This window comes from Cytobacillus sp. S13-E01 (genome assembly GCF_029193815.1).
Taxonomy (GTDB): domain Bacteria; phylum Bacillota; class Bacilli; order Bacillales; family Bacillaceae_L; genus Bacillus_BV.
On the sequence record NZ_JARFVC010000007.1, the window covers coordinates 65837 to 87778 of the forward strand.

General features: G+C 35.6%; 23 protein-coding genes and 1 pseudogene. 7 read left to right on the forward strand and 17 right to left on the reverse strand.

Features of this window, described 5'->3' with window-relative positions:
• Window positions 1–7: 7 nt before the first annotated feature.
• From PY093_RS07085 to thpR, 3 genes are all read right to left on the reverse strand, one after another.
• The gene (locus tag PY093_RS07085) at window positions 8–694 is read right to left on the reverse strand and encodes an LrgB family protein (protein ID WP_275645186.1); all 687 of its coding nucleotides are present in this window, start codon (window positions 692–694) and stop codon (window positions 8–10) included.
• Window positions 691–1083, reverse strand: coding sequence for a CidA/LrgA family protein (locus PY093_RS07090; protein ID WP_275645187.1), 393 nt, complete (start codon window positions 1081–1083; stop codon window positions 691–693). Before PY093_RS07090 ends, PY093_RS07085 begins: the two co-directional genes overlap by 4 nt.
• A 115-nt stretch (window positions 1084–1198) precedes the next feature.
• The gene (gene thpR, locus PY093_RS07095; RefSeq protein ID WP_275645188.1) at window positions 1199–1771 is read right to left on the reverse strand and encodes an RNA 2',3'-cyclic phosphodiesterase; all 573 of its coding nucleotides are present in this window, start codon (window positions 1769–1771) and stop codon (window positions 1199–1201) included.
• A 269-nt stretch (window positions 1772–2040) separates the two neighbouring features.
• Between thpR and cysK the strand changes: the two genes are divergently transcribed.
• Window positions 2041–2973 carry a cysteine synthase A gene (gene cysK, locus PY093_RS07100; protein ID WP_275645189.1) on the forward strand — a complete coding sequence of 311 codons (933 nt, stop codon included), beginning with the start codon at window positions 2041–2043 and terminating at the stop codon, window positions 2971–2973.
• Window positions 2974–3220: 247 nt separating this feature from the next.
• On the opposite strand, the pseudogene PY093_RS07105 reads toward cysK, so the two are convergent.
• The 4 genes and pseudogenes from PY093_RS07105 to PY093_RS07125 all read right to left on the reverse strand — a co-directional run.
• A pseudogene (locus PY093_RS07105) lies at window positions 3221–3610 on the reverse strand (MFS transporter); the annotation flags it as partial.
• A gap of 276 nt (window positions 3611–3886) precedes the next feature.
• Window positions 3887–5299, reverse strand: coding sequence for a dipeptidase PepV (pepV, locus tag PY093_RS07115; RefSeq protein WP_275645192.1), 1413 nt, complete (start codon window positions 5297–5299; stop codon window positions 3887–3889).
• 493 nt (window positions 5300–5792) lie between these two features.
• On the reverse strand, window positions 5793–6059 hold the full coding sequence (locus tag PY093_RS07120; protein ID WP_275645193.1) for a hypothetical protein: 267 nt from the start codon (window positions 6057–6059) through the stop codon (window positions 5793–5795).
• 136 nt (window positions 6060–6195) lie between these two features.
• The gene (locus tag PY093_RS07125) at window positions 6196–7506 is read right to left on the reverse strand and encodes a M48 family metallopeptidase (RefSeq protein WP_275645194.1); all 1311 of its coding nucleotides are present in this window, start codon (window positions 7504–7506) and stop codon (window positions 6196–6198) included.
• Window positions 7507–7901: 395 nt separating this feature from the next.
• On the opposite strand from PY093_RS07125, the gene PY093_RS07130 reads away from it, so the two are divergent.
• Entirely contained in the window at window positions 7902–8123 is a 222-nt protein-coding gene (locus PY093_RS07130; protein ID WP_275645195.1) for a DeoR family transcriptional regulator, read from the forward strand.
• A gap of 228 nt (window positions 8124–8351) precedes the next feature.
• Here the strand turns inward: PY093_RS07130 and PY093_RS07135 are convergent, their stop codons facing one another.
• The 3 genes from PY093_RS07135 to PY093_RS07145 all read right to left on the reverse strand — a co-directional run bounded on the left by PY093_RS07135 (window position 8352) and on the right by PY093_RS07145 (window position 11323).
• Window positions 8352–9083, reverse strand: coding sequence for a pseudouridine synthase (locus tag PY093_RS07135; protein ID WP_345774229.1), 732 nt, complete (start codon window positions 9081–9083; stop codon window positions 8352–8354).
• A gap of 132 nt (window positions 9084–9215) precedes the next feature.
• Window positions 9216–10841 carry a putative polysaccharide biosynthesis protein gene (locus PY093_RS07140; RefSeq protein WP_275645196.1) on the reverse strand — a complete coding sequence of 542 codons (1626 nt, stop codon included), beginning with the start codon at window positions 10839–10841 and terminating at the stop codon, window positions 9216–9218.
• A 95-nt stretch (window positions 10842–10936) separates the two neighbouring features.
• On the reverse strand, window positions 10937–11323 hold the full coding sequence (locus PY093_RS07145) for a hypothetical protein (protein WP_275645197.1): 387 nt from the start codon (window positions 11321–11323) through the stop codon (window positions 10937–10939).
• A gap of 234 nt (window positions 11324–11557) precedes the next feature.
• On the opposite strand from PY093_RS07145, the gene PY093_RS07150 reads away from it, so the two are divergent.
• A complete protein-coding gene (locus tag PY093_RS07150; protein WP_275645198.1) occupies window positions 11558–12826 on the forward strand; it encodes a BaiN/RdsA family NAD(P)/FAD-dependent oxidoreductase in 1269 nt (422 codons plus the stop codon).
• Window positions 12827–12861: 35 nt separating this feature from the next.
• Here PY093_RS07150 and PY093_RS07155 read toward each other — a convergent pair whose 3' ends face one another.
• Both PY093_RS07155 and PY093_RS07160 read right to left on the reverse strand, forming a co-directional pair.
• Window positions 12862–13047: a sporulation protein Cse60 gene (locus PY093_RS07155; RefSeq protein WP_275645199.1), complete on the reverse strand. Its 186-nt coding sequence runs from the start codon at window positions 13045–13047 to the stop codon at window positions 12862–12864.
• Between the two features lie 102 nt (window positions 13048–13149).
• Entirely contained in the window at window positions 13150–14472 is a 1323-nt protein-coding gene (locus PY093_RS07160; RefSeq protein ID WP_275645200.1) for a Na+/H+ antiporter NhaC family protein, read from the reverse strand.
• 365 nt (window positions 14473–14837) lie between these two features.
• Here PY093_RS07160 and mgtE point away from each other — a divergent pair, with 365 nt between their 5' ends.
• From mgtE to PY093_RS07175, 3 genes are all read left to right on the forward strand, one after another.
• Window positions 14838–16199, forward strand: coding sequence for a magnesium transporter (gene mgtE / locus PY093_RS07165; RefSeq protein WP_275645201.1), 1362 nt, complete (start codon window positions 14838–14840; stop codon window positions 16197–16199).
• A 457-nt stretch (window positions 16200–16656) separates the two neighbouring features.
• A complete protein-coding gene (pssA, locus tag PY093_RS07170; protein ID WP_275645202.1) occupies window positions 16657–17391 on the forward strand; it encodes a CDP-diacylglycerol--serine O-phosphatidyltransferase in 735 nt (244 codons plus the stop codon).
• A gap of 142 nt (window positions 17392–17533) precedes the next feature.
• The gene (locus tag PY093_RS07175) at window positions 17534–17824 is read left to right on the forward strand and encodes a DUF1292 domain-containing protein (protein WP_275645203.1); all 291 of its coding nucleotides are present in this window, start codon (window positions 17534–17536) and stop codon (window positions 17822–17824) included.
• 180 nt (window positions 17825–18004) lie between these two features.
• Here the strand turns inward: PY093_RS07175 and PY093_RS07180 are convergent, their stop codons facing one another.
• Window positions 18005–18454 (reverse strand): SRPBCC family protein, encoded by a 450-nt coding sequence (locus PY093_RS07180; RefSeq protein WP_275645204.1) that lies wholly within the window; start codon window positions 18452–18454, stop codon window positions 18005–18007.
• A gap of 147 nt (window positions 18455–18601) precedes the next feature.
• On the opposite strand from PY093_RS07180, the gene PY093_RS21400 reads away from it, so the two are divergent.
• Window positions 18602–18694 (forward strand): hypothetical protein, encoded by a 93-nt coding sequence (locus PY093_RS21400; RefSeq protein ID WP_481769285.1) that lies wholly within the window; start codon window positions 18602–18604, stop codon window positions 18692–18694.
• Window positions 18695–18781: 87 nt separating this feature from the next.
• On the opposite strand, the gene PY093_RS07190 is transcribed toward PY093_RS21400, so the two are convergent.
• From PY093_RS07190 to PY093_RS07205, 4 genes are all read right to left on the reverse strand, one after another.
• Window positions 18782–19744 carry a COX15/CtaA family protein gene (locus PY093_RS07190; RefSeq protein ID WP_275645205.1) on the reverse strand — a complete coding sequence of 321 codons (963 nt, stop codon included), beginning with the start codon at window positions 19742–19744 and terminating at the stop codon, window positions 18782–18784.
• Between the two features lie 210 nt (window positions 19745–19954).
• Window positions 19955–20146: a 4-oxalocrotonate tautomerase gene (locus PY093_RS07195; RefSeq protein WP_275645206.1), complete on the reverse strand. Its 192-nt coding sequence runs from the start codon at window positions 20144–20146 to the stop codon at window positions 19955–19957.
• Between the two features lie 21 nt (window positions 20147–20167).
• Complete coding sequence (locus PY093_RS07200) at window positions 20168–21448, reverse strand: TRAP transporter large permease (RefSeq protein ID WP_275645207.1); 1281 nt, start codon at window positions 21446–21448, stop codon at window positions 20168–20170.
• On the reverse strand, window positions 21445–21924 hold the full coding sequence (locus PY093_RS07205; RefSeq protein WP_275645208.1) for a TRAP transporter small permease: 480 nt from the start codon (window positions 21922–21924) through the stop codon (window positions 21445–21447). The genes PY093_RS07200 and PY093_RS07205 overlap by 4 nt, the downstream gene beginning before the upstream one ends.
• Window positions 21925–21942: the final 18 nt, after the last annotated feature.

Here is a 21942-nt window from a genome sequence, read left to right on the forward strand (position 1 = left end):
CTACTTCCTATAGAAAAAATAGAATAATATATGGATATAAAATACTTGAGAAAATAGCACTTAGAATCATTGAAACAGAGCTAATTGCTGCCTCACGTTTACCTATTTCTAATGCTTTAGCAGTACCAATTCCATGTGCAGATGTTCCAAAACCAAGTCCAACTCCTATGAAGTGAGAAATACCAGATTTTTTTAATATTATCGGTCCAAACATTGCTCCTGATATACCCGCAATCATAACATATACAGCCGCAAGTGTAGGAACACCACCGATAATATCTGCAATATCCATTGCAACAGGAGAGGTAACTGATTTCGGAAGAATCGATATTAGAATTTTTTGGTCAATTTTAAGTAATAGTGAAAAATAGATACCTGTAAAAAGAGCAATCATCGTGCCAATAAACACACTGACAAAAATTGGTGTAAAGTATCGTTTTAATGTAGCTTTATTTTGATAAAGTGGAAATGCAAGAGCGACCACCGCTGGTCCTAGTAACTCATCAATCCATTTTCCACCTATCATATACGTATTGTAGGACATGTTAAGAAGGGATAGGATGATAATGAGAACGAGTGTTGTTGTAGCAATTGGGACAAATAAAGGAGAATTCACTCGCTTGTATAGGCCCTTCATACCATTATATAGTAAAACTGTTACTATAATGATAGTAAGTGCATAAATTGCATTCATGCATCTAAACTCCTCTCATATTCCTCCCGCTGCTCCTTTTTCTTTGAAATGTACTGCCCTACCGCTCCAGAAATCACCATAACTAAAAAGGTACTTATCAAAACAATAAGGACGGTTAGGATCCCTTTCCCCTGAAAAAACGGGATATACTCGATAACCCCTACTGTTGCAGGTAGAAATAATAGTGGAAGACGAGATAGTAAAAATTGTGACCCCTCTGAAAGCCATTTTTCTTTTACGATTTTAAATTGAAGTAGGATAAAGAGACCAAGCATACCAATTATACTACCCGGAATAGTTAAATCCAATAAAGCTTGAATAAAACTTCCAACATAATAGATTCCATATAAAACGCTGATTTGGAGGATAGTAAGTAAGGTTTTTTTCATTGTTTCCTCCTTAATTAAACAAAATCTAGCTGAACCAAAAGCCCTCATTCATAATGATGTTTAGTAAACATCCTTTCATTTTAGTCGTTATATTATCACATTTTCTATTCTGGGGCTATTCCTTATTGCCCAGTGGATAAATCGAAAGTGGTTGATATTTTGGTAAGCGCTTTAGGTGTGTTTGATATAAGACAATATGTTCTGCAATAAACGCTGTAAATTCCTCTTTTGGCTGGACGATTTTATCGATCGCTTTAAAAGGGATTTCAGAATTCCACCTTCTTGCCAAAGTAATATGTGGTGTAAAAGGCCGATCCTCTAAAGTAAAACCAACTTCCGTACATGCTCTATATACATCTTTTTGAAGACTAACTAAACGATCCTCTTGCTTAACTCCACTCCATAAGATTCTTGGGGATTCTGGTTTTCCAAAAGTACCAATTCCTTCTAACTCAAGTTGAAATGCTTTATGACTAGGCATAATTGAAGCTAACCTAACCTTAACAGCTTGAATTTGTTCAATAGACGACGGTTTACCTAAAAAGGCAAGAGTAATATGTAAATCCTGCGGATGAACCCATGATTTAAACGGTAACTTAGGCTCAACCAATTCTCTAAAGCTTTGGAGAACTTCGCGAATATGCTGGGGTAAGGATAATGCAAGAAAAAAATGTGTCTGTTGTGTCATACATAACTCCCCTTTTTTTAAAATGTAAATAGCTATTTGAATAACCCAAGTTGACGAAATTTTCTTTGTCATGCTTATTTTAACAAATATCGTTTTGCAAATGGATACCAATTAATATTTAGGTGAATCATAATACTTTTATAAGCAATGTTTTACCGTTTTAGGATAAACTAATTCTTTGAAATTAACCATAATCCCAACATACTAGATAGGATTAGTTATTACATGTATAATAGAACTAGGAATATTTCAAAAAGGAAGTGAAATCTATGCGTGTGGTAAACAATATGGCAGAATTAATTGGAGATACACCACTTGTTAAACTAAATAAAATCGGTCCTATTGATGGAGCTTCTATTTATTTAAAATTAGAGTTTTTTAATCCTAGTGGAAGTGTTAAGGACAGAGCAGCCTATAATATGATTATACAAGCTGAAAAGCAAGGATTGCTAAATGCCAACTCGACGATTATTGAACCTACTAGCGGTAACACTGGTATTGGATTAGCCATGAATGCAGCGGCTAGAGGCTACAAGGCCATTCTAGTTATGCCTGATACAATGACACTTGAGCGCATTAACTTACTAAAAGCGTATGGGGCTGGGGTCGTACTTACACCTGGTGACGAGAAAATGCCAGGTGCAATTAAAAAGGCAAATGAACTTGCAAAAGAAATTCCGGATAGCTTCGTACCTATGCAATTTGAGAACGGTGCGAACCCTGATGCACACCGCACAACTACTGCAGTTGAAATAATTGAAGCAATGAAAGAAATTGGTAAGCCATTATCAGCGTTTGTTGCTACAGCTGGTACTGGTGGAACGATTACTGGCACTGGTGAGACTTTAAAAGAAAATTATAAAGATCTAACCGTACATGTAGTCGAACCGGCAGGGTCTCCTGTCCTTTCAGGCGGGAAGCCAGGTAAACATAAGCTTGTTGGCACAAGCCCGGGTTTCATACCTGAAATTTTAAATCAAAATGTGTATGATGAAATTTTTAAAATTAAAGATGAAGAGGCTTATGAAATCACTCGAAGTCTAGCACGTGATGAAGGGATTCTTGTCGGACCTTCGTCTGGAGCAGCATGTTACGCAGCCATTCAAGTGGCTAAGCGCCTTACTCCAGAAGATGTTGTCGTATGTATCGCTTGTGATACGGGTGAACGATATTTATCCAGTGATGTATTTGATTTTTCATAAAATATTATAGAAAAGAGAGCCCAAAGCTCTCTTTTCTCACATTTATTTTTAAGAAAAGCGAAAGGCGCGCCCGCCTATCGGCGACAAGCATAAGACGAGCCCTGACTGAAGGCGTTCTTTGCCTTCGGGAAGGGCTTGGCTTATGACCTCAGGTCCGATGGCGCCCTGAGCTAGACACTAAAACTAGGTACAAACTTTTATACTTTCTTATCTTTTCAAAAAACAATTCCCTACGGAACTGCCTCCTCTAGTTAATCACAACGTTAAATCTCTTTTTACGATCAATAAGCATAATGACTATTAAAAGTAGTAAACCGGAAAATGTTAGCAAACTATAAAATAGATACACATGATTTATATCATAGGCATCTAGAATCATTCCACCCACAAATGTACTAAACCAACTACCTAAACCATTACCGACAGCTGAATATAATGAAACAGCTGTTACTCTTACAGAGCTTGGAGATATATCTCTTACATATTGTAGTGCAGCAGGAATGAACAAGCCTACTGAAAATCCTTGAGCAATAATTGTCGCAAACACTAGATATAGCGAGGGCTCAAAAAATAAACTAGCCATCATACCCCAAAGCGGTTGAGCTAGAATCGTAACTACAGGGCTTATCGACATAATTATCCCTATTTAAGTACCTGATAAGCCAATTGAATCATTTAAATACACTGATAAAAGCGGAAAAAGCGCACCAAAACCGAAGAATACGAGAAAATAAAAAGAGGCAAAATTCAGCTTGGCATTGCTAGATAGAGGCCGTTTTAATGTTAACTGCATGTGTTGACTTCCTTCCTAGGTGGCTCATTTAGCCATAACTTAATAAACCGCCCCCCATGTATGAGAGCGGTTATTACTATTACCTAATAGTAGCATATCTGTAAGAAATAAGGGAAGTTGCTAGCTTCCAAGTTCACTAATAGCTTGTGCGTATATTGCAGTAGCTCTTAAGAGGTCGTCAATAATAATATACTCGTCTTTTTGGTGTGCAGAATCTGGACGTCCAGGGAATAAAGGACCAAATGCTACGCCAGCTTTTAATGAACGTGCATATGTACCACCACCAATTGATAACAATGTTGCCTCTGCTCCAGTTTGCTCTTCATACACTTTTTGAAGAGTCTTTACTAACACATGATCCTTATCAACATGGTGCGGTTTTGAATCACTGAAATTAGTAAGTTTAAAGGAATGCTTTTCACATTCTTTTTCAATTTTTTGTTTTGTTTCTTCCATATCATTTGTAACAGGATAACGGAGATTAAGTCCAATGCTTCCCCCACTTTCTGATGAATATGACATTTTTCCGACATTAATTGTTAGCTCTCCGGTTATCTCGTCAGAATAAGCTACCCCAAGTTTGTTTCCACGAGAATCTTCATGAAAATAATCACCTAGAAACTGAATATACGCTGAACCATTTTGATCAAGCTGGTATCCTTTTAGAAAGGCAGCTAATAATAGCCCTGCATTTTTACCATTATTCGGCTCCATTCCATGAGCAGATTGTCCTTCTAGTTGAAGAACAAGAGTTTCTCCCTCAATATTGCCCTTACCTACTAGCTCTCGGCTTTGAATAAATGACTTAAATTCATTTAAAAAATCTTCTCCTCCTGAAGTTGCTGACAAACGTGCCTCTGCAAAGTCAGGTACCATATTATACCTTCGACCTGATTGAAATGACCTTAACACTAGTTTACTCTTGTTAGGATTTTTATTTGGTTCTATCTTTAAATCAAAATCAGATATTCCTTTTTCTGCATAAATGATTGGAAAATCCGCATCTGGTGCAAAGCCCATTGTCGGCATTTCTTCATGTTTAAAATAATGCTCGACACATCTCCAGTCACTTTCTTCATCTGTTCCGATTATCATTCGAATTCGTTTATGTAGTGGAAGTCCTAGCTCTTTTACAATTTTCATGGCATAATAGGCAGCCATGGTAGGGCCTTTGTCATCAATGGCACCTCTAGCAAAGATTTTCCCCTCTCTGATCTCTGCTCCAAAAGGGTCGCTTGTCCACCCATCTCCTTCTGGCACAACATCAACATGACAAAGTATTCCTACTAGCTCCGTGCCTTGTCCGAATTCTAAGTGTCCTGCTAACCCATCTACATTCTTTGCTGTAAATCCATCTTTACTACCCTTTGATAATAAAAATTGAAGGGCTTCATCTATTCCTTCTCCAAGTGGAGCAGTAGTTGTTCCGTTTTCTTCATCTAGAATACTTTTGATTTTTAAAAAGGTTTGGGTATCCTTAATCAATTCATCTTTTCTTTTTAGTACTTCATCCATCCAGTTAATATTACTCATTACGTACCTCATTTCTATATGTGTTATATGTGTACAATACCAAATTAGTTGGTCAAGTTAAAGGTAGCCATGATTGCGGGGCATGACCCCACCGAGTTAATGCGGTGCTGAAGTGGGATAATTCCCCTAGTAATTACGTCTACTAATGTCATATATTTTTCCCTCCGCTATGTACTAAGATTAATCTAAAGAAAAGTTTTCAAAAAAAGAAAAAGAAAAAAACTGCCAAATTAATTAAAGTAGTTCGTTTCTGTGGAAAAACTTCAAATAACATTTTGAATAGCACTATTATTTGCAGCAGTAATCACATAGTAATCCGCAAAACAAAAAAGCCTGAGGAAGAAATTTATCTCAAGCTTTAGAATTTTTTATCACAGGTTTGTCACATTAGCAACAGCGATTGATTCAGTTTTTTATTTTTTTAGCTTTTAATTAAGGCTCTTTTCTGAAAGATTGTTGCTTTTAACTTAGAAGACAGGGTAGTAAGAAATATTTAGAAATTATTACGCTTTGATTTCAACTCATTTCCAGAATACCTCGGCATTTCTGGGTTGTTTAAATATCTTGACAAAGAAGCTTTTAGTTCAGGATATTCATCAATTTTTTGAGATGAATCTTTTTCTAAACCACTAATTGAAGCTGGATCATTATTCTCAACTTCAATTGATACTAGTTTACCATTTATCACAAAAACTCCAGTTTTTCTACCTTTTAGAGCATTAAATAACTCTTGTTTCGCATGTTCACTTAACGAATGCAAATAACATCACCTCAGATAAATTATATCAAAACCACGTTAATGAATTCCATTCATTATAAAAGTTTTTTAATCGCGGGTGAGCTCAAAGCCTATTGTTTAAAGTATTGTTAGCAATAAATAAACGTTTAACTTTGATTTATGGCTGATTTAGTAATTTTAATAGTTCCTCATTTTGATAATCCTCTGCATAATCAAGTGCTGACATTCCATTTTCATCTTGAATTAATGGGTCTGCTCCATATTCGAGTAACAGCTTCACTAGCTCTACATTCTCAAAATTTACAGCACTTACTATGGGAGTCGATCCATAAACATCTTGGGCATTTATATCTGCACCTGCTTCTAAAAGAATAGAAGCCGTCTCTACACTTTTTGCTCCAGCATCAGTCTCGATATCATCTTCATAGTAATAACCACTTCCATAAACCGCCCAATGTAAGGCTGTAGAATCATCGGAATCTCTTGCATTAACATCTTCACCATTCTGAATTAATTCCTCAACTCTAGAAATATCTGCTTCATATGCAGCATCCATAAGTGGCGTTGAACCTTCTACTCCAAGTACAAAATCCGACCACAATGATGAATTAACAATTTTATCAATACTTATATAAGTACCAACGACAAAAATCAGAAAAGCAAGAGAAAGACTAATTATACCTATTACTACCCTACGTTTTCTTTCACGATAGTAAGGAAATTCTTCGTTCATAAATAAAGCTACTTCTTGGATCCGTTTTGGTAAGTGTGGATGCGTCGAGACTTTTTCACTTAACCAAATAAAAAAACCAGATTCATCTTGTATTTGTTTTAAATAGGCATCGTGATTAACACGATTATACAACTTTTTACCAATTGCCAGTATCGTGAGTCCATTTTTAGCAGCCTCAAAACTATTTGTATAATACGCAGCATAACGATCACTTGTGTATTCACAGGATCTTAAATAGGCTTCCCCTAGAAAGGGGACCCACATCGCTGGTAGGATAACCATTTGGGTGGTAATATGACGTCGTTTAATATGTGCTAATTCATGCGCAATGACATATTTAACCACGTCTTCATTTCCTGTTTCAATTAAGTCAAAAATATCTGAATATAGGACAACCATACTTTTGCCGAAAAACCTCGTTGCAAAAGCGTTCAATAGACCACCTGATTCCATTACATAGATGTCTGGGACTTTTTCTAACTTCATTTCTGAACATAACAGTTTGACACTCTCATAAACTTCAGAAAATTGTTCCTCACTGATTCTAATAGCATTCCTTCTTATCTGACCAAGCATTATCGCATGTATAATCAATGAAAAGAGTGTTATAAACACAATAAAGAAAATCCCAATGATAGAAAACAAAAGTGCAATATAAACACTTACACTTACAAGGATACTTAATATAAAATACAGATCTTCCCTAGAATGTACGAGGCTTTGTTTATGTTCCATATACCCCTCCGTTTATTTCACTATATAGTTCACGTCTTAGTATGTTGTAACTTGGTAAGGAAACATACTGGAAGTTTTTTATGTAGAAAAATGTAAAAAAATGAAGGGTTTTAAGAAATTACCGAGGAATAGTCATACTATTCAGATTTAAAATATATAGATTAGTAAAAGCTTATTGAATGAGGTGATACAATGCTATTGTAAAATACCCCATAAAATAACGTTTTAACTAATGGAATGGTGATATTCTTTCAATCAGAAATATGTAAATAGTTTGTAAATTAACCCTTAACGCTAGAAATATCCAGATTAATTGTGTAAACTAGAAGTGTTACATCAAAAGAGTCTTATCGTAAAGTATTGTGCCATACGAAAAAATGATAAGGAGTGGTTTTTTGAAGAATTCAACAAACCGGATGCTAACCCGTATCAAATCAGTCTACATGTTTATAAATGAGAAAGGAACTGTGTCTACACAGGAACTTGTCGATGAATTTGGTATAACTCCTCGTACGATCCAACGTGACTTAAATGTGTTAGCATACAACGATTTGGTTAGTAGCCCAAGTCGTGGTAAATGGACGACCACAAAAAAGAAAATTAAGTTAACATCATAGCTTTAAGATAAAAACCTCCTACGTACATATACAGAGCTTTCCATTAAGAAAAGCGCAGGGCGCCCGCCTTTCGGCGACAAGCATAAGACGAGCCCTGACTGAAGGCGTTTTTTGCCTTCGGGAAGGGATTGGCTTATGACCTCGAGCCGATGGCGCCCGGAGCTAGACACTAAAACTAGGTACAAACTTTTATACTTTCTTATCTTTTTAAAAAGGCTGACTCCATGGTCAGCCTTTTTCTATTTTATTATTTGCATTTCTTAGTAGCTCTACCTCTTCTTCTGTAAGTTCACGATACTCGCCCAACTCAAGAGTCCGATCTAATCGTAAAGGTCCCATTTGTATCCTTTGCAAGTAGACAACCCTTTTACCTACAGCTTCAAACATCCGTTTAACCTGATGAAATTTCCCTTCTGTTATAGTTACCTCTATATCTGAAGAAATTCCTTCTTTTAAAATCGTTAAGTCTGCAGGAAGGGTTTTATAACCATCATCAAGAATAACTCCTTGCTTAAACTCCTCTATATCTTCTTTTGTTACAACACCCTCAATAACAGCAAAGTATATTTTCGGCACATGTTTTTTAGGTGAAAGTAGTTGATGAGATAATTGCCCATCATTTGTTAATAAAAGCAGACCTTCAGTGTCTTTATCTAGCCGTCCAACTGGAAAGGGTTCATAGATCGCATCATCCATTTCTAATAAATCAATCACTGTTTTTTGGGAAGAATCCTCTGTAGCTGAAATGACTCCAGGTGGCTTGTTTAACATTAAATAAATAAATTCTTTATACACAACAGCATCTCCGTGAACAGTAACGATCTCTTTCGTAGGATCAACATGCTTACTTGAATCCTTCACAATCACATTTTCGATTTTAACAGCACCAGATTTTAAAAGCTTTTTCACCTCTTTTCTACTACCAAAACCAATAGTTGATAACATCTTATCAATTCTCAAAGGTTTTACCTCCTCTTGGACTAAGCCTCTTTTAAATTTTAGGCTTTTTAACACTCCCACATTTGTCCTGACTACATAGTCTAATTTCGTATTTAATAAACGCGCTTTTCTGTATGATTGTTGTTTTTTACATTAACTATTGTTTTGCCTACGTTTTTTCCGGCTAAGAAAAGCAAATCGCTTTCCTAATAGCTTTGATAATAAGTGAGACTTATATGCTAGATACAAGTAAACAATAGCTCCAACCACTACACAAACTAATAAAATAGCAGTTGATTGAGTTTTTCCTTGATCATATGTAATGCTAAATGAGAATAACCATTGCACAAGAATAAGCGAAAGAGCCATAATCGCTGCAAAGATACCCATAAGTACTGATCTACGTACAAATAAAGAAAATGTATATTTTGTATGTTTAGCAATCATCCAAAAGTTATATGCAATTGAAACAGCGAACCCTAGTGCAGTTGCAATGATTGAACCAAATCCTTCAAATACATAAATTAGTGGGGTGTTTGTGATTATTTTTACGAATAAACCTAGTACCAAACTAATCACAGCCAGTTTCTGCTTATTAATTCCCTGCAAAATAGCTGCGGTTACAGTATAAAATGAGAACAAAATCGCAACAGGTGCAAACCATCTTAAAATCTGGCCACCAAGTTCGTTAGCAGAGTAAAATGTTGAAAACGTTGGGTATGCTAAAACTGACAATCCTACAACAGCCGGCAGTACTAGAAATAATATCACTTGAAAAGTTTGATCTATTTGATTTCTAAGCAAGGAATAATTTCCAGACGTAAAAGAGCTTGTAATCGTTGGTATCAATGTCATACCAAAGGCTGTTGCAAGCGATACTGGTATCATTACAAGTTTTGGTATAGAGAAGGTTATCATCCCAATGACATTTTCAGTAATATCCCCTAAACCTATGGAGGTCATTGCCTTATTAAATGTGAAATTGTCTACATAATTATACAAAGGGATTGCAAGGGCTACAAACACAAATGGACCAGCATATGATAATAATTCCTTGTACATATCCTTCGTTCTGAGCTCTGTTTGTGGTCTACTGTTTTCGAGTAGTTCATCGAAATACGGTTTACGTTTTTTTAAATAAACAAGTAGAACGACGAGTCCACCTAATGCACCTATAAACGCAGCAAAGGTTGCAAATCCGACTGCAGTGGCCATTTGTCCATCGACCACTTTTATTACAATATAACTAGCTGATAGTAAGAAAATAACCCTAACCAGCTGCTCAATTACTTGAGATACTGCTGTTGGTCCCATCGATTGATTTCCTTGAAAAAACCCACGAATAATACTCATGATTGGGACAGCAATTAATGCCACACTTACCATTCGAATAACCATGGTAACATCTTCAACTGTATTAGCATGCTTATCACCACCTAGCACAACTGGTGCTATATAGGGAGCAAGAAGAAAAAGTAATATAAATGCAATAAAACCAGTTACACTCATTACCAATAAGCCTGACTTAAACAACCGTCTACTTGTATGATAATCTCCTAGTTCATTATACTTAGCAACGAACTTTGAAACAGCCATCGGAAATCCCATTGTTGCAATACCCAAAAAGATCGTATATTGGGCATATCCATAGGAAAATAATGCTGTTCCGTCCTCACCTACTAAGGCAACAAATGGAAAAACATAAATCATCCCAAGTATTCTTGATATGTAAGTACCGATTGTTAATATAAACGTACCACGTAACAATTTTGAATCCATAATATTCCCCATTCTATTATCATTGGAAATAGGAGTAACAAACTAATCACTTGTCTAGATATTTTACCACAAGATTTACCTTCGAACGCTATTTATCACCATCCAGCAATAGTTTGTCTTGATAAAGTTATATTTGAGAAAGTTAAGTATTCACTTTCTTCAGTTATGTCCTCAAATGATTGGTCTGTTATTGTAATTGTAAAAGCTTCATATGCTTGCTGATCTAGTAATAGTCTCCCAGCATGCCTTGCTTGAAAAATCACACCAAATTCTTTCCCGTTAGATACCTTAAAACAAAAAATATAAGCATCTAACTCTTTGTTATAAAGCCAAGCATAGTCATAGGTTAACATGTCCTCATGGAAAAAATCCGAAATCGACGGAATTGATAAAAGCAAAACATTGCCAAGGTCATCCTCTGTCCATCCCGCATTATCTGGATAATGTCCTTCTGTTATTGTTGGAATATAGTCTTTTTTCATGATTACTACCTCAATTCAGGTGGGGTTCACTTAATAAATCATGAATAGTGTACCATATTCAAAAACTAAGTCGTAAATAAATGACTTTCTATTAGAAGAAAATACGCCATTTTACATTAGGGTAACATTTGTAGTGGTGCTAGCTCTATGAATACCCGCACTGTCTAATCATTTTTGTTTCTTGATCTTTAGTGGTATCTTAATAAGAATACGATAAAAATGGGTGGTGACTGCATGAAGTACGATGTAATAGTAATTGGTGGTGGCCCTTCTGGTTTGATGGCTGCTATCGGAGCTGGTGAGCAGGGGGCAAGGGTTTTGCTCCTAGATAAGGGAGATAAGCTCGGACGAAAACTAGCAATCTCCGGTGGGGGGCGCTGTAATGTAACAAACCGTCTACCAATTGATGAAATTATTAAACATATACCAGGAAATGGTCGATTTCTCTATAGTGCATTTTCTGTCTTCAATAATGAAGATATCATTCGATTTTTTGAAAAATTAGGGATTAAATTAAAAGAAGAAGACCATGGAAGAATGTTTCCAATAACTGATAAGGCACAATCAGTAGTAGATGCTTTAATTGATCAGTTAATAAAATACAAAGTACATATCCGTACGAACACTCCTGTTTCAAAGGTAATCTATAACGACGAACAGGTGGCTGGGGTAGTGTTAAAAAATGATGAACAGATAACTACCAAAAGCCTAGTAATTGCTGTAGGCGGGAAGTCGGTTCCACAAACTGGTTCAACTGGAGACGGTTATGCTTGGGCAAAGAAGGCAGGACATACAATAACAGAGCTATTTCCAACAGAGGTTCCAATCACATCTAATGAGCCTTTTATAAAAAGTAAAACTCTCCAAGGTTTAGCGCTACGTGATGTAGCATTAAGTGTCCTTAACCCCAAAGGAAAAATTGTGAAGACACATACAATGGACATGCTATTTACCCATTTTGGCATTTCTGGTCCTGCTGTTTTACGCTGCAGTCAATATGTAATTAAAACAATGAAAAAATTCAACGTAGATAAAGTTACTGTAAGTATCGATGCCCTACCAAATATGAATGAAGAAGAAATTTTCCAATTCATTTTAAGGGAAACAAAGGCTGAACCGAAAAAGGCTATTAAAAATATTTTAAAAGGCTTTTTACCAGAGCGTTATTTATTGTTTTTACTTGACAAAAACAAGATTGACCTCCAAGTAACATCTGCAAATTTACCACATGACAGTATCCGATCATTTGCTAAAGACTGTAAGCAATTTGAGTTTAGTGTAAATGGTACATTACCGATTGAAAAAGCATTTGTAACCGGTGGTGGAGTTTCAATTAAAGAAATTCAGCCTAAGGAAATGGCTTCAAAATTAATGAATGGACTTTACTTTTGTGGGGAGATCCTTGATATACATGGCTATACTGGGGGATACAACATTACCTCTGCACTTGTTACAGGCCGGCTTGCTGGTGTAAATGCTGGTAAATTCTCGAAAAGACCTTGAAAATTTCACACCCTATATAGAGCCTAACTAAACTGTTAGGCTCTATATAGTACAAGAGCTGAAAAACAATAGATTTGCCCTTCCACTTCGTCACAGGATACAGCAACTTGATACTTTATATCTATCAATTGTGTTTCATCAATTGTTTTAAGGAACGTATTCATAGCTTTCTCTAAATCTTTTTCATGTTCTTCGTCAAAAACTTTTACTCTACACTGCATCCTTTTCACCTCTACTAGCATTATTTACAAGTGTCTGAAAATATAAACTCGTCATAGAGTATATTCACTAGGATGCTAGTTTATGAAAACTTGAGATTATTACTAGCTGGCTTTTGAGTAATGGTACGGTTTACGTGATAAATGTTTGTAAATAGAAACTGCAAACGAAAGGATAGGTAACATCCATAGAAAAATTGCGTATGGAAGGTAGGACGATAATGGTACGCCTATAATCGTACTACACATAATCGCTAATACACTCCATGGAATCATACCTGGAAATAGCATCGTGGAGTCCCCCATTACACGGGCAAGCTCACCTTTACTATACCGTCTAGTCCAATGTGGTAAAAACGAACGACCTGTTAAAATAATCGGTAAAGTTTGGTTTGCGGCGATCATTGAAATGACTAATGTTGCTACCATTGCTTTAACAGTGTCTCCAATTAATGAAAAAGAAGTTTCTAACCAGCGATCCAACAGTGATTGAATGATTCCAAACTCTTCTATTAGGCCGTTATAGGCACCCGCTAAGGCCAGAAACAGGAGCAGCAAATACATGTTCACAAACCCCCCACCCATTCCATCTATTCCATAAAACAATGATCCAATAATTTCAGATCCAGACACTTTTTCAATTAAAGCTAACAAAATTGCGCTCGTAATGCTTCCTAAAAACGCATAAATTATCTTTAAACGTAAGACAACAAATACTATTAAAATAATGGGTGGTAAAAAGGTAGCCAGTGAAAATTCGTTCCAATTAACAGATATTAAATTAGTAGTTGCTTCTTGAATATAAAAATCGAAAATCCCATAGAAAATAAAACCTAAAAGAATCGCAAATATAGTTGTAGGAAGCATCGCTCGAAATTGTTCTTTTCCTGATAGTTCAACCGTATTAGCTAAAAGTTGATGTGCACTGGAAAATGGCGATGTGCGATCCCCGACAAAAGCACCCGATATTACTGCCCCTGCCGCAATCTCAATCGGTAATCCGATTGTCATCGCACTACTCATAATCGGTATTCCAACTGCACTCAGTGTACCAACTGATGTACCAAGTGTCATCGAAAATACTAGTGAGACAATAAAAGAAATAAGAAAAAAATGCTGTGGTGTGATGATTTGTAGGGACACAGAAACTAATTGATCGATTGTACCTGATAAGTGCCACGATGGTAATAGAAAGCTTACAAGTAATAATATCCAGATAACACCACTAGTACGATTAACGCCCTTAAAGCAGATTTCTGATATTCTTTTTATACTTACCTGTTTGCTTCTCACCATTAACACTAGTAAAATAAAACCCGGTAAAAATCCAAAAACCAATGGTATATGAAAAATCACTGACAAAATTACTCCTGCTATAGTAACGAGTAAAAGAATAATGATTTGGCGTAACGTAAAAAACTGTCCCAAAATGATACACTCCTAAAGTAATTCGGATTAACCTATTATATACTAGAACTAATTGTCTCTCCTACTATTTCACTTACCAATCTGAATTGTTTTTTATCCTGCATTAACGGGCAGTAAGACTACCATTATTTTAAAACTTAGATAATTCGGGAGAAGTTTAAGCGAGAGAGTAACTGCCCGTAAAAAGCCGAATAAGCTCAACTAACCCTAAGTGGGGGATGAAAGAATACCCACACTGAAGGAAGTTTCCTTTATAAAAAGCTAATGCTTACTATATAGTCGTGAGACAAATTAATGGCATGTTTATTATTCAGGTAAACGTGGTATTATCAAGTTTAGGATATTGTTGGAAGGGGTGATTTTCGTTGGTTAACAGCATAAGAGAAAACCAAGACAAACTAACGCTTCAAATTATTAAACAGCTAAAAGATGGAAAAAAAACAGAGTTTAGACTCATTTTAGATGAATTACAACCATACGATGTTGCTCGATTGTATGAAAGCTTACCTCAAAAACATCATACTAAGTTCTTACTATTCATGCAGCCTGAGGAAATAGCAGATCTAATTCAAGAACTTGACAAAGACAACCAGCTAGAGATATTGACTAAGCTAGGAATAGAAAAGTCTGGTCATGTAATGGATTTAATGGATAACGATGATTTGGCTTCTTTGTTAGAGGATTTATCTCCTGATAAGATTGAAGAGCTTTTATCAGGAATGGAGCGAGAAGAGTCTAGAATCGTCCAAAATATCATGAACTACCAACCTGAAACAGCCGGACGATTAATGACAAATCGATTTGTGTGGATACCACAACATTATACAGTTAGAGAAGCTGCTGATAAGCTAAAAGTCTTTGCTGAGTTTTCGGAAACAATCAATTATCTTTATGTGATCGATACGGAAAAAAGATTAGTGGGTGTTGTTTCTTATCGTGATTTAATAATTGCTGATACGCACGAAAAAATTCAGGATATTATGTACAGCCGAGTAATTTCGGTTTCTGCTGATACTGACCAAGAGGCAGTCGCTCAGTTAATAGAACGATACGACTTTTTAGCAATGCCTGTTGTTGAAAATGAAATACTTGTTGGTATCGTCACTGTCGATGATATTATTGACGTTGTAATTAGTGAAGCAACAGAAGATATTGAAAAGTTATCCGCTTCAGGTAAAGCAATCGACTTTGACACTAAGGCATTTGTTGCAGCCTATCGAAGACTACCTTGGCTTATCTTGCTTTTGTTTATTGGAATAGTGTCTGGGTCAATCATAAGCCAATTTGAAGAAACATTATCTAAAGTTGTTGCTCTTGCCTTTTTCATGCCAATGATTGCAGGAATGACAGGAAATACTGGAACACAATCACTTGCTGTTGTTGTTCGTGGTTTGATTACAAGAGATGTAGATAAAGGAGTAGCGACCAGATTAGTTTTTCGTGAGTTAAAGGTTGGCCTTATAATTGGTATTACATGCGGCATTTTAATTGCTATTATTGCATTAGTTTGGCAAGGAAGTGCAGTACTTGGAATCGTTGTTGGAAGCTCGTTAATCATGACCCTGATTATTGGAACCTTGGCCGGCACTGTTATCCCACTAATCTTATACAGGTTTAACATTGATCCAGCTGTAGCTTCTGGTCCATTAATTACAACATTAAACGATATTTTATCACTTCTTATTTATTTTGGTTTAGCTTCCATGTTCATCAATTACCTCATGTAGTGAGTCAGGTAGTTAAGCTTTAATGGGCTATTTTCTATTTCTAGAATTAAAGCGCAGGGCGCCCGCCTATCGGCGACAATCATAAGACAAGCCGGCTGGAAGGGTTGTTCTTTAACCTTCCGGACGGATTGGCTTATACCATAGAGCCGATGGCGCCTTATTTACTTCTAATTACTTCCACACTTATTTTTTATATCCTTTATTTAAACAAGGAAAGCTCAATACAACTTCATATTTTATTTGTATTCTTTAATTAGCATTTGTACAAGAGATATCTTTACCTATATGTACATATACATAATCTAAGTGATCCAATAATACTATAATAAATCAAATTTATTCTTACATTGATAATCCGCGTGAGGGTAATCTATAGTAGTATGAGAATATACTACAGCTATATATTTCTTTCCATTATATGATATATTTATTGTAAGAGAATTAAGGATGTGTACATATGTCAAAAAGGTATATACCGAATGCACTGACATTTGGTAATTTATTTTGTGGATTTCTGTCATTAGGATATATCATTAATCAAGATATTAGAAACGCAACCATCTTAATTTTTATTGCCATGATGTTAGATGCTCTTGATGGAAGGGTAGCAAGAATACTTGGAGTCTCAAATGATTTCGGCAAAGAATTAGATTCCTTAGCAGATATTGTATCTTTTGGTGTCGCACCTGCATTTTTAGCGATTTACACATATTTTGTTGATTATGGAATGTTAGGTATGGTACTTGCTAGTGTCTTTCCGTTATTCGGAGCGTATCGATTAGCAAGGTTCAATTTAACCAGTTCAAGTGAATCAGCAAAGCATTTTAGGGGTGTACCTATCACCTTTGCTGGTGGTGTCGTTACATTTTTAGTCCTTTTTTATACGGTAATTCCAGTACCACTTTTCGCACTAATTTATTTTATCCTTTGCCTACTTATGGCAAGCTCGTTTAAAATTCCTAGCGCTAAAGATATACCATTACCTAAATATAGCTTCCTTGTCACACCGTTTTTACTCTATATGACTTTTTTAATTAGCAGGTCACAGAATGTTCCAATCTTCTTTTATGTAGCATTAGGGACATACATTTTATTTATACTACTTCGTTTTGTAAAAGAAAAGGAAATCAAATTCCCTAAACGAAACTTCCATCTTCCTAAAAAAAGGTTTCGAATTAAAAAGAAAAAGTAACTCTGCCGTATGGAAAAGCATACGGTTTTTCTTTTTAAGCTATTTTTCTTATAAAACGGTGCATTACATGCAAGAATAGTGCAATAATATTTAAGATTAGATGGTACCTAATAAGTCAAAAGGAAGAAAGGAATGGTATTTCTTGGCAGTAGAAATTGGAGAAGAATTACTTATCGGTGAAGAGGGTAATGAAGAAAGCTTTGAGGTACTTTATACTTGTAAATTAAATGGGATTGATTATCTAATAGTTGCATTACAAAAAGAACTAGATGAGGAAAAAGAAGATCTAAGTATTATTGCTTATCGCTATAAGGAAGAGGACGATGGCACCATTGTTTATGATGAGATGGAATCAGACGATGAATGGAATCAAGTTGAATCTCAATTTTTATTATACCTAGAACAAATTGAAAATGATACATATTCTGGATAAATGACCGCTTATTAAGAATTATTTCATTCTACTTCTTAAATCAGGTTAAAAAAAAGTTATCGATTAAAAGGAAATAAGACGCCGTCATTTTTGACAGCGTCTGCATATATCGTTAAAGAGGATTTACCCAAACGATTTTTGTATGTGGATATAAACATTCCATCATCATTATTAAATCTTTCAGGAATGCTGAAATAACCTTTGAACATTTTCGGCAAATTCGCCACTAGATTTTGTTAGCGTACCTTTCATTAAACGTGACCCCATTGATGCTAAACGACCTGACATTTGTAAATCCATTTCATAATCAACCAAAGTGTCACCAGTTTGGGTTTCCGATAAATTTATAACCATCATATTACGGAACTCCCCAACTAAAGCGACTGGCTTTCCCGTCATTTCTACAGTTAACTGTTCTTTTTCCTTTGCGTTCTTAAGTTCACCGGTTGCTTGCAATGTTATTGCTATAAATTGGGCCTTTAATTCGAACACTGTTTCATATTTTGTTGGACTTATTTCGTTTATTTCTTTACAACCTGGAAAACAACTGCCCAACCGTACAGGATCCATAAACACCGACCATACCTCGTCTTTGTTGGCGTGTATCAAAAATTGTTTTTTTATAAGCATTTTCCTACCACCCACTATCTGAATAAATAAAGGAAGAATGTTTCACTTCACTCTGATTTATGTCTATTCATATTGTCGTAGAATAATAACTATCTTTTAACTTGTTATTGGTGTGCCGGAATTTGGTCGGCACTTTTCCTTGGTACGATATATATTTTTATCCCAACTCTTGCAAAGTATCTTATTTTTATTTTAATTATTGCAGGAGGTCAGGCTATCCTCGAAATTTTTGTGGTTTGAACATTAAGAGGGCTGAATTTTTTTCTGAACAAAACGAACATCTTGATGCGAAAAAAGCTCCTGAATAAGTCCAGAAGCTTTCTCAAATTAAATCCGATCAAGCGGATGCTTTTTCTGATTAATCACTACAGCTCTTTTTATACTAGAAACTCTTAAATCTAAAATAATTCGAGTATCTGCCAAAATCATAAACAAAGCGGTACCAATAGCTAAATGGACTACTGCCCACGGAATGCTAATACTTGTTATAACAGTTAAGACACCACTTAACACTTGGAGAAGTACAAATGCAGAAGCGAACATCATACGAGTCTTTACTTTTATTTCCCAGTTTCTTGTGAATGCCAAAACAGTAAGAAAAACAATATAAATCACAGTAACAAACGCTAGTCCTCGGTGCAATGTTTGTAGTATTTGCGGACCTGTTACTGGCAACCATCCACTTCCACAATTCAACCAATCACAAGCTAGTCCATAGTTCATATGTTTAATATAAGCACCCATTCCTATTGTTAGTAATAGTAGGGCTAGAAGGACATTTAAATGTGTGATAATTTTCTTTCGTTTTTTTACATTAGTTGTAGTACTGAAGCTTGTCTGATTTTCAGCTCGAAATATCCACAACAGACTTAACATAAACAACATTGCTGTTACTAGATGAATCGTTACTACAATCGAAGGTAAGTCCCAAACAACAACAACTGCACCCGCTAAAACTTGAAATGTAAGTAAGCATATCATCCACGCCGAAGCAATTTGAATACGATTGCTTGAATTGGTATGTCTTATAAGCATAAACAATAAAACTGCAAGAATTACCAGTATTAAACCTATAAACCGATGGGCGAACTCGGTAAGTGTCTCATCCTGCAAAACAGGAATAACCTCACCATTACAAAGAGGCCACTCAGGTCCACAACCCATCCCGGATTCCGAAGAGGCCACATAACCTCCAAAAACGATTAAAACGTAGGTCACAATGATCGAAAGTAATGCAATTCGTTTTATAGTAATAGTTATACCCCCTGTATAAGTTGTTAATAAATACATTCTATAATTAATTTATAGAATTTTCTGTTACTTAAATCACATATGGAGGGTTAAGGTTCTCTTTTCACTCATTTTTTTATAGAGAGACTCTAAGAAAATTTAGGGTGACCTGAACAAGATCCCTAAACTAGGTACAAAATTTTATGAATTCTTATATTCTAAAAAAAGAGGCGAAACTCTCTATTATATTAGAGTTTCGCCTTACCGTTTCTATTGGTCATGTGTATCCTTTGTAGTTCCTCCGACACCCCAATACTTTCTAGGAACAGTACTAACAATCACACGTACTTGTTCGGGATTCACATCTAGCGTATTAACTGTAGTTTCAGTCACATTTGCAATTAAGTTTTTGATATTTTCATCAGTTCTACCTTCTAAGATCTGAATTTGTATTATTGGCATCGTATACCTCCATAAAAGATACTAATATCCGAACCAACTCGGAATAAGTAGAGTTGTTTTTTCCCAATAAGTAATGATGAATAAGATAAAGATTCCTAGAAGTAGCATTGGCATAACTGCCTTTACCAATCTTTCGAATTTAACCTCAGCGATGGATGATACGATAAATAGACCTGTTCCAACCGGTGGTGTAAGCAAACCTATGGTTAGGTTAATACAAATAATTACTCCGAAATGAATCGGATCAATTTGGAAGGCTGTGATCAATGGCATCAAAACAGGTACTAAAATAATTAAGGCAGCAATTCCATCAAGTACAGTTCCAACTAAAAGTAAAAATATATTGACAAGAAATAAGAAAACAAAAGGATTATCTGATATTGAAAGCATTGAACCAGCTATTAACTGAGGTATTTGTTCAAACGCAATCACCCAACCAAATATATTGGCCATTGCAATCAAGAACGTTACGGTTGCAGTTCCAATAACTGTGTTAACTAAAATAGAAGGTAGTTTTCTCCATTTTAATTCCTTATAAAAAAGCATTCCGACGATAAATGCAACAGCACTTGCAATACCAGCAGACTCGGTCGCAGTGAACGCCCCACTCAATATTCCAACAGTAATAATTAATGGAACTAGCATTGCAGGCATTACATTAATAAATGATGTCCACTTCTCTTTTAAACTAGATTTTTCACTTTTCGGAAAATTTTGCTTATATCCCACGTAGGCAATAAGAGCAATAAATCCTATTCCATAGATTATTCCTGGGATAATTCCTGCGATAAATAACGCACCTATCGAAGTTCCAGATAGAGTCCCATAAATAATAAAAATCATACTTGGTGGTATTATCGGTGCTACAATTGATGAGGCTAATGTCAATGCGGAAGAAAATTCTCTTGTATAACCCTCTTTCTCCATTTCTGGTACCATGACTTTACTCATCATTGCTGCCTGAGCATTTGCAGACCCTAATATGGATGCAAGGAACATGTTAGCTATAATAGTAACATAGGCCAGACCACCTCTTACATGACCTACCATCACTCTCGCAAATACAACTAGTCGATTAGTTATCCCGCCACTATTCATTAATTCACCAGTTAACATAAATAAAGGAATAGCTAATAAACCGTAATTTTCCATGCCGGAATAAAGCCTTTGAGGGGTTGAATCTAGTAATATAGTGTTCCCAGTAACAAAAAAGTAAACAATAGTAGTCATACCAAGGACGAGTGATATAGGAATCCCCATCAGCAAAAACAATATGAAAGCGAGTATTACTAAAACCGTCATTTGGTATCACCACTCCTTGCAATATCTAGAAGATTATTTAGTAAATGTATAGTAGCAAATGAAAGACCAATTGGAAGAATTGAGTAAGGAATCCACATTGGAAGTAGAATTGCAGTTGACTTTTGAAAGGCAACATTAGGTGAACTAATCCATTTAAGGCAATAAAAAAGGATAATTGTCATAAACAGCAACATGAAGAGATGCCCTGCAACAAACACAGATTTCTTTACTTTATTAGGAAGATAGTCAGTGAGAATCGTAACTGAGGCCTGGGTATTATACTTTAGGCCTAGACTACCACCGATGAACGTAATGTAAATTAAAAGAAAAATCGATACTTCACCAGCCCAAAACAGTGGTTCATTTAATATGTAGCGAAAAAGTACAGCAAATGTAACAATTAAAGCCATTGCAAACATAAGGACCATAGCCAGTTTCTTTTCGAAACCGGCTATAGTATCACTGAGATACTTCATAAATTTACCCCCAAAAAG

Coding starts and splice junctions, on each gene's coding strand:
- PY093_RS07085 (WP_275645186.1), bottom strand. CDS start 694: ATGAATGCAATTTATGCACTTACTATCATTATAGTAACAGTTTTACTA.
- PY093_RS07090 (WP_275645187.1), bottom strand. CDS start 1,083: ATGAAAAAAACCTTACTTACTATCCTCCAAATCAGCGTTTTATATGGA.
- thpR (WP_275645188.1), bottom strand. CDS start 1,771: ATGACACAACAGACACATTTTTTTCTTGCATTATCCTTACCCCAGCAT.
- cysK (WP_275645189.1), top strand. CDS start 2,041: ATGCGTGTGGTAAACAATATGGCAGAATTAATTGGAGATACACCACTT.
- pepV (WP_275645192.1), bottom strand. CDS start 5,299: ATGAGTAATATTAACTGGATGGATGAAGTACTAAAAAGAAAAGATGAA.
- PY093_RS07125 (WP_275645194.1), bottom strand. CDS start 7,506: ATGGAACATAAACAAAGCCTCGTACATTCTAGGGAAGATCTGTATTTT.
- PY093_RS07140 (WP_275645196.1), bottom strand. CDS start 10,841: ATGGATTCAAAATTGTTACGTGGTACGTTTATATTAACAATCGGTACT.
- PY093_RS07145 (WP_275645197.1), bottom strand. CDS start 11,323: ATGAAAAAAGACTATATTCCAACAATAACAGAAGGACATTATCCAGAT.
- PY093_RS07150 (WP_275645198.1), top strand. CDS start 11,558: ATGAAGTACGATGTAATAGTAATTGGTGGTGGCCCTTCTGGTTTGATG.
- PY093_RS07155 (WP_275645199.1), bottom strand. CDS start 13,047: ATGCAGTGTAGAGTAAAAGTTTTTGACGAAGAACATGAAAAAGATTTA.
- pssA (WP_275645202.1), top strand. CDS start 16,657: ATGTCAAAAAGGTATATACCGAATGCACTGACATTTGGTAATTTATTT.
- PY093_RS07180 (WP_275645204.1), bottom strand. CDS start 18,454: ATGCTTATAAAAAAACAATTTTTGATACACGCCAACAAAGACGAGGTA.
- PY093_RS07190 (WP_275645205.1), bottom strand. CDS start 19,744: ATGTATTTATTAACAACTTATACAGGGGGTATAACTATTACTATAAAA.
- PY093_RS07195 (WP_275645206.1), bottom strand. CDS start 20,146: ATGCCAATAATACAAATTCAGATCTTAGAAGGTAGAACTGATGAAAAT.
- PY093_RS07200 (WP_275645207.1), bottom strand. CDS start 21,448: ATGACGGTTTTAGTAATACTCGCTTTCATATTGTTTTTGCTGATGGGG.
- PY093_RS07205 (WP_275645208.1), bottom strand. CDS start 21,924: ATGAAGTATCTCAGTGATACTATAGCCGGTTTCGAAAAGAAACTGGCT.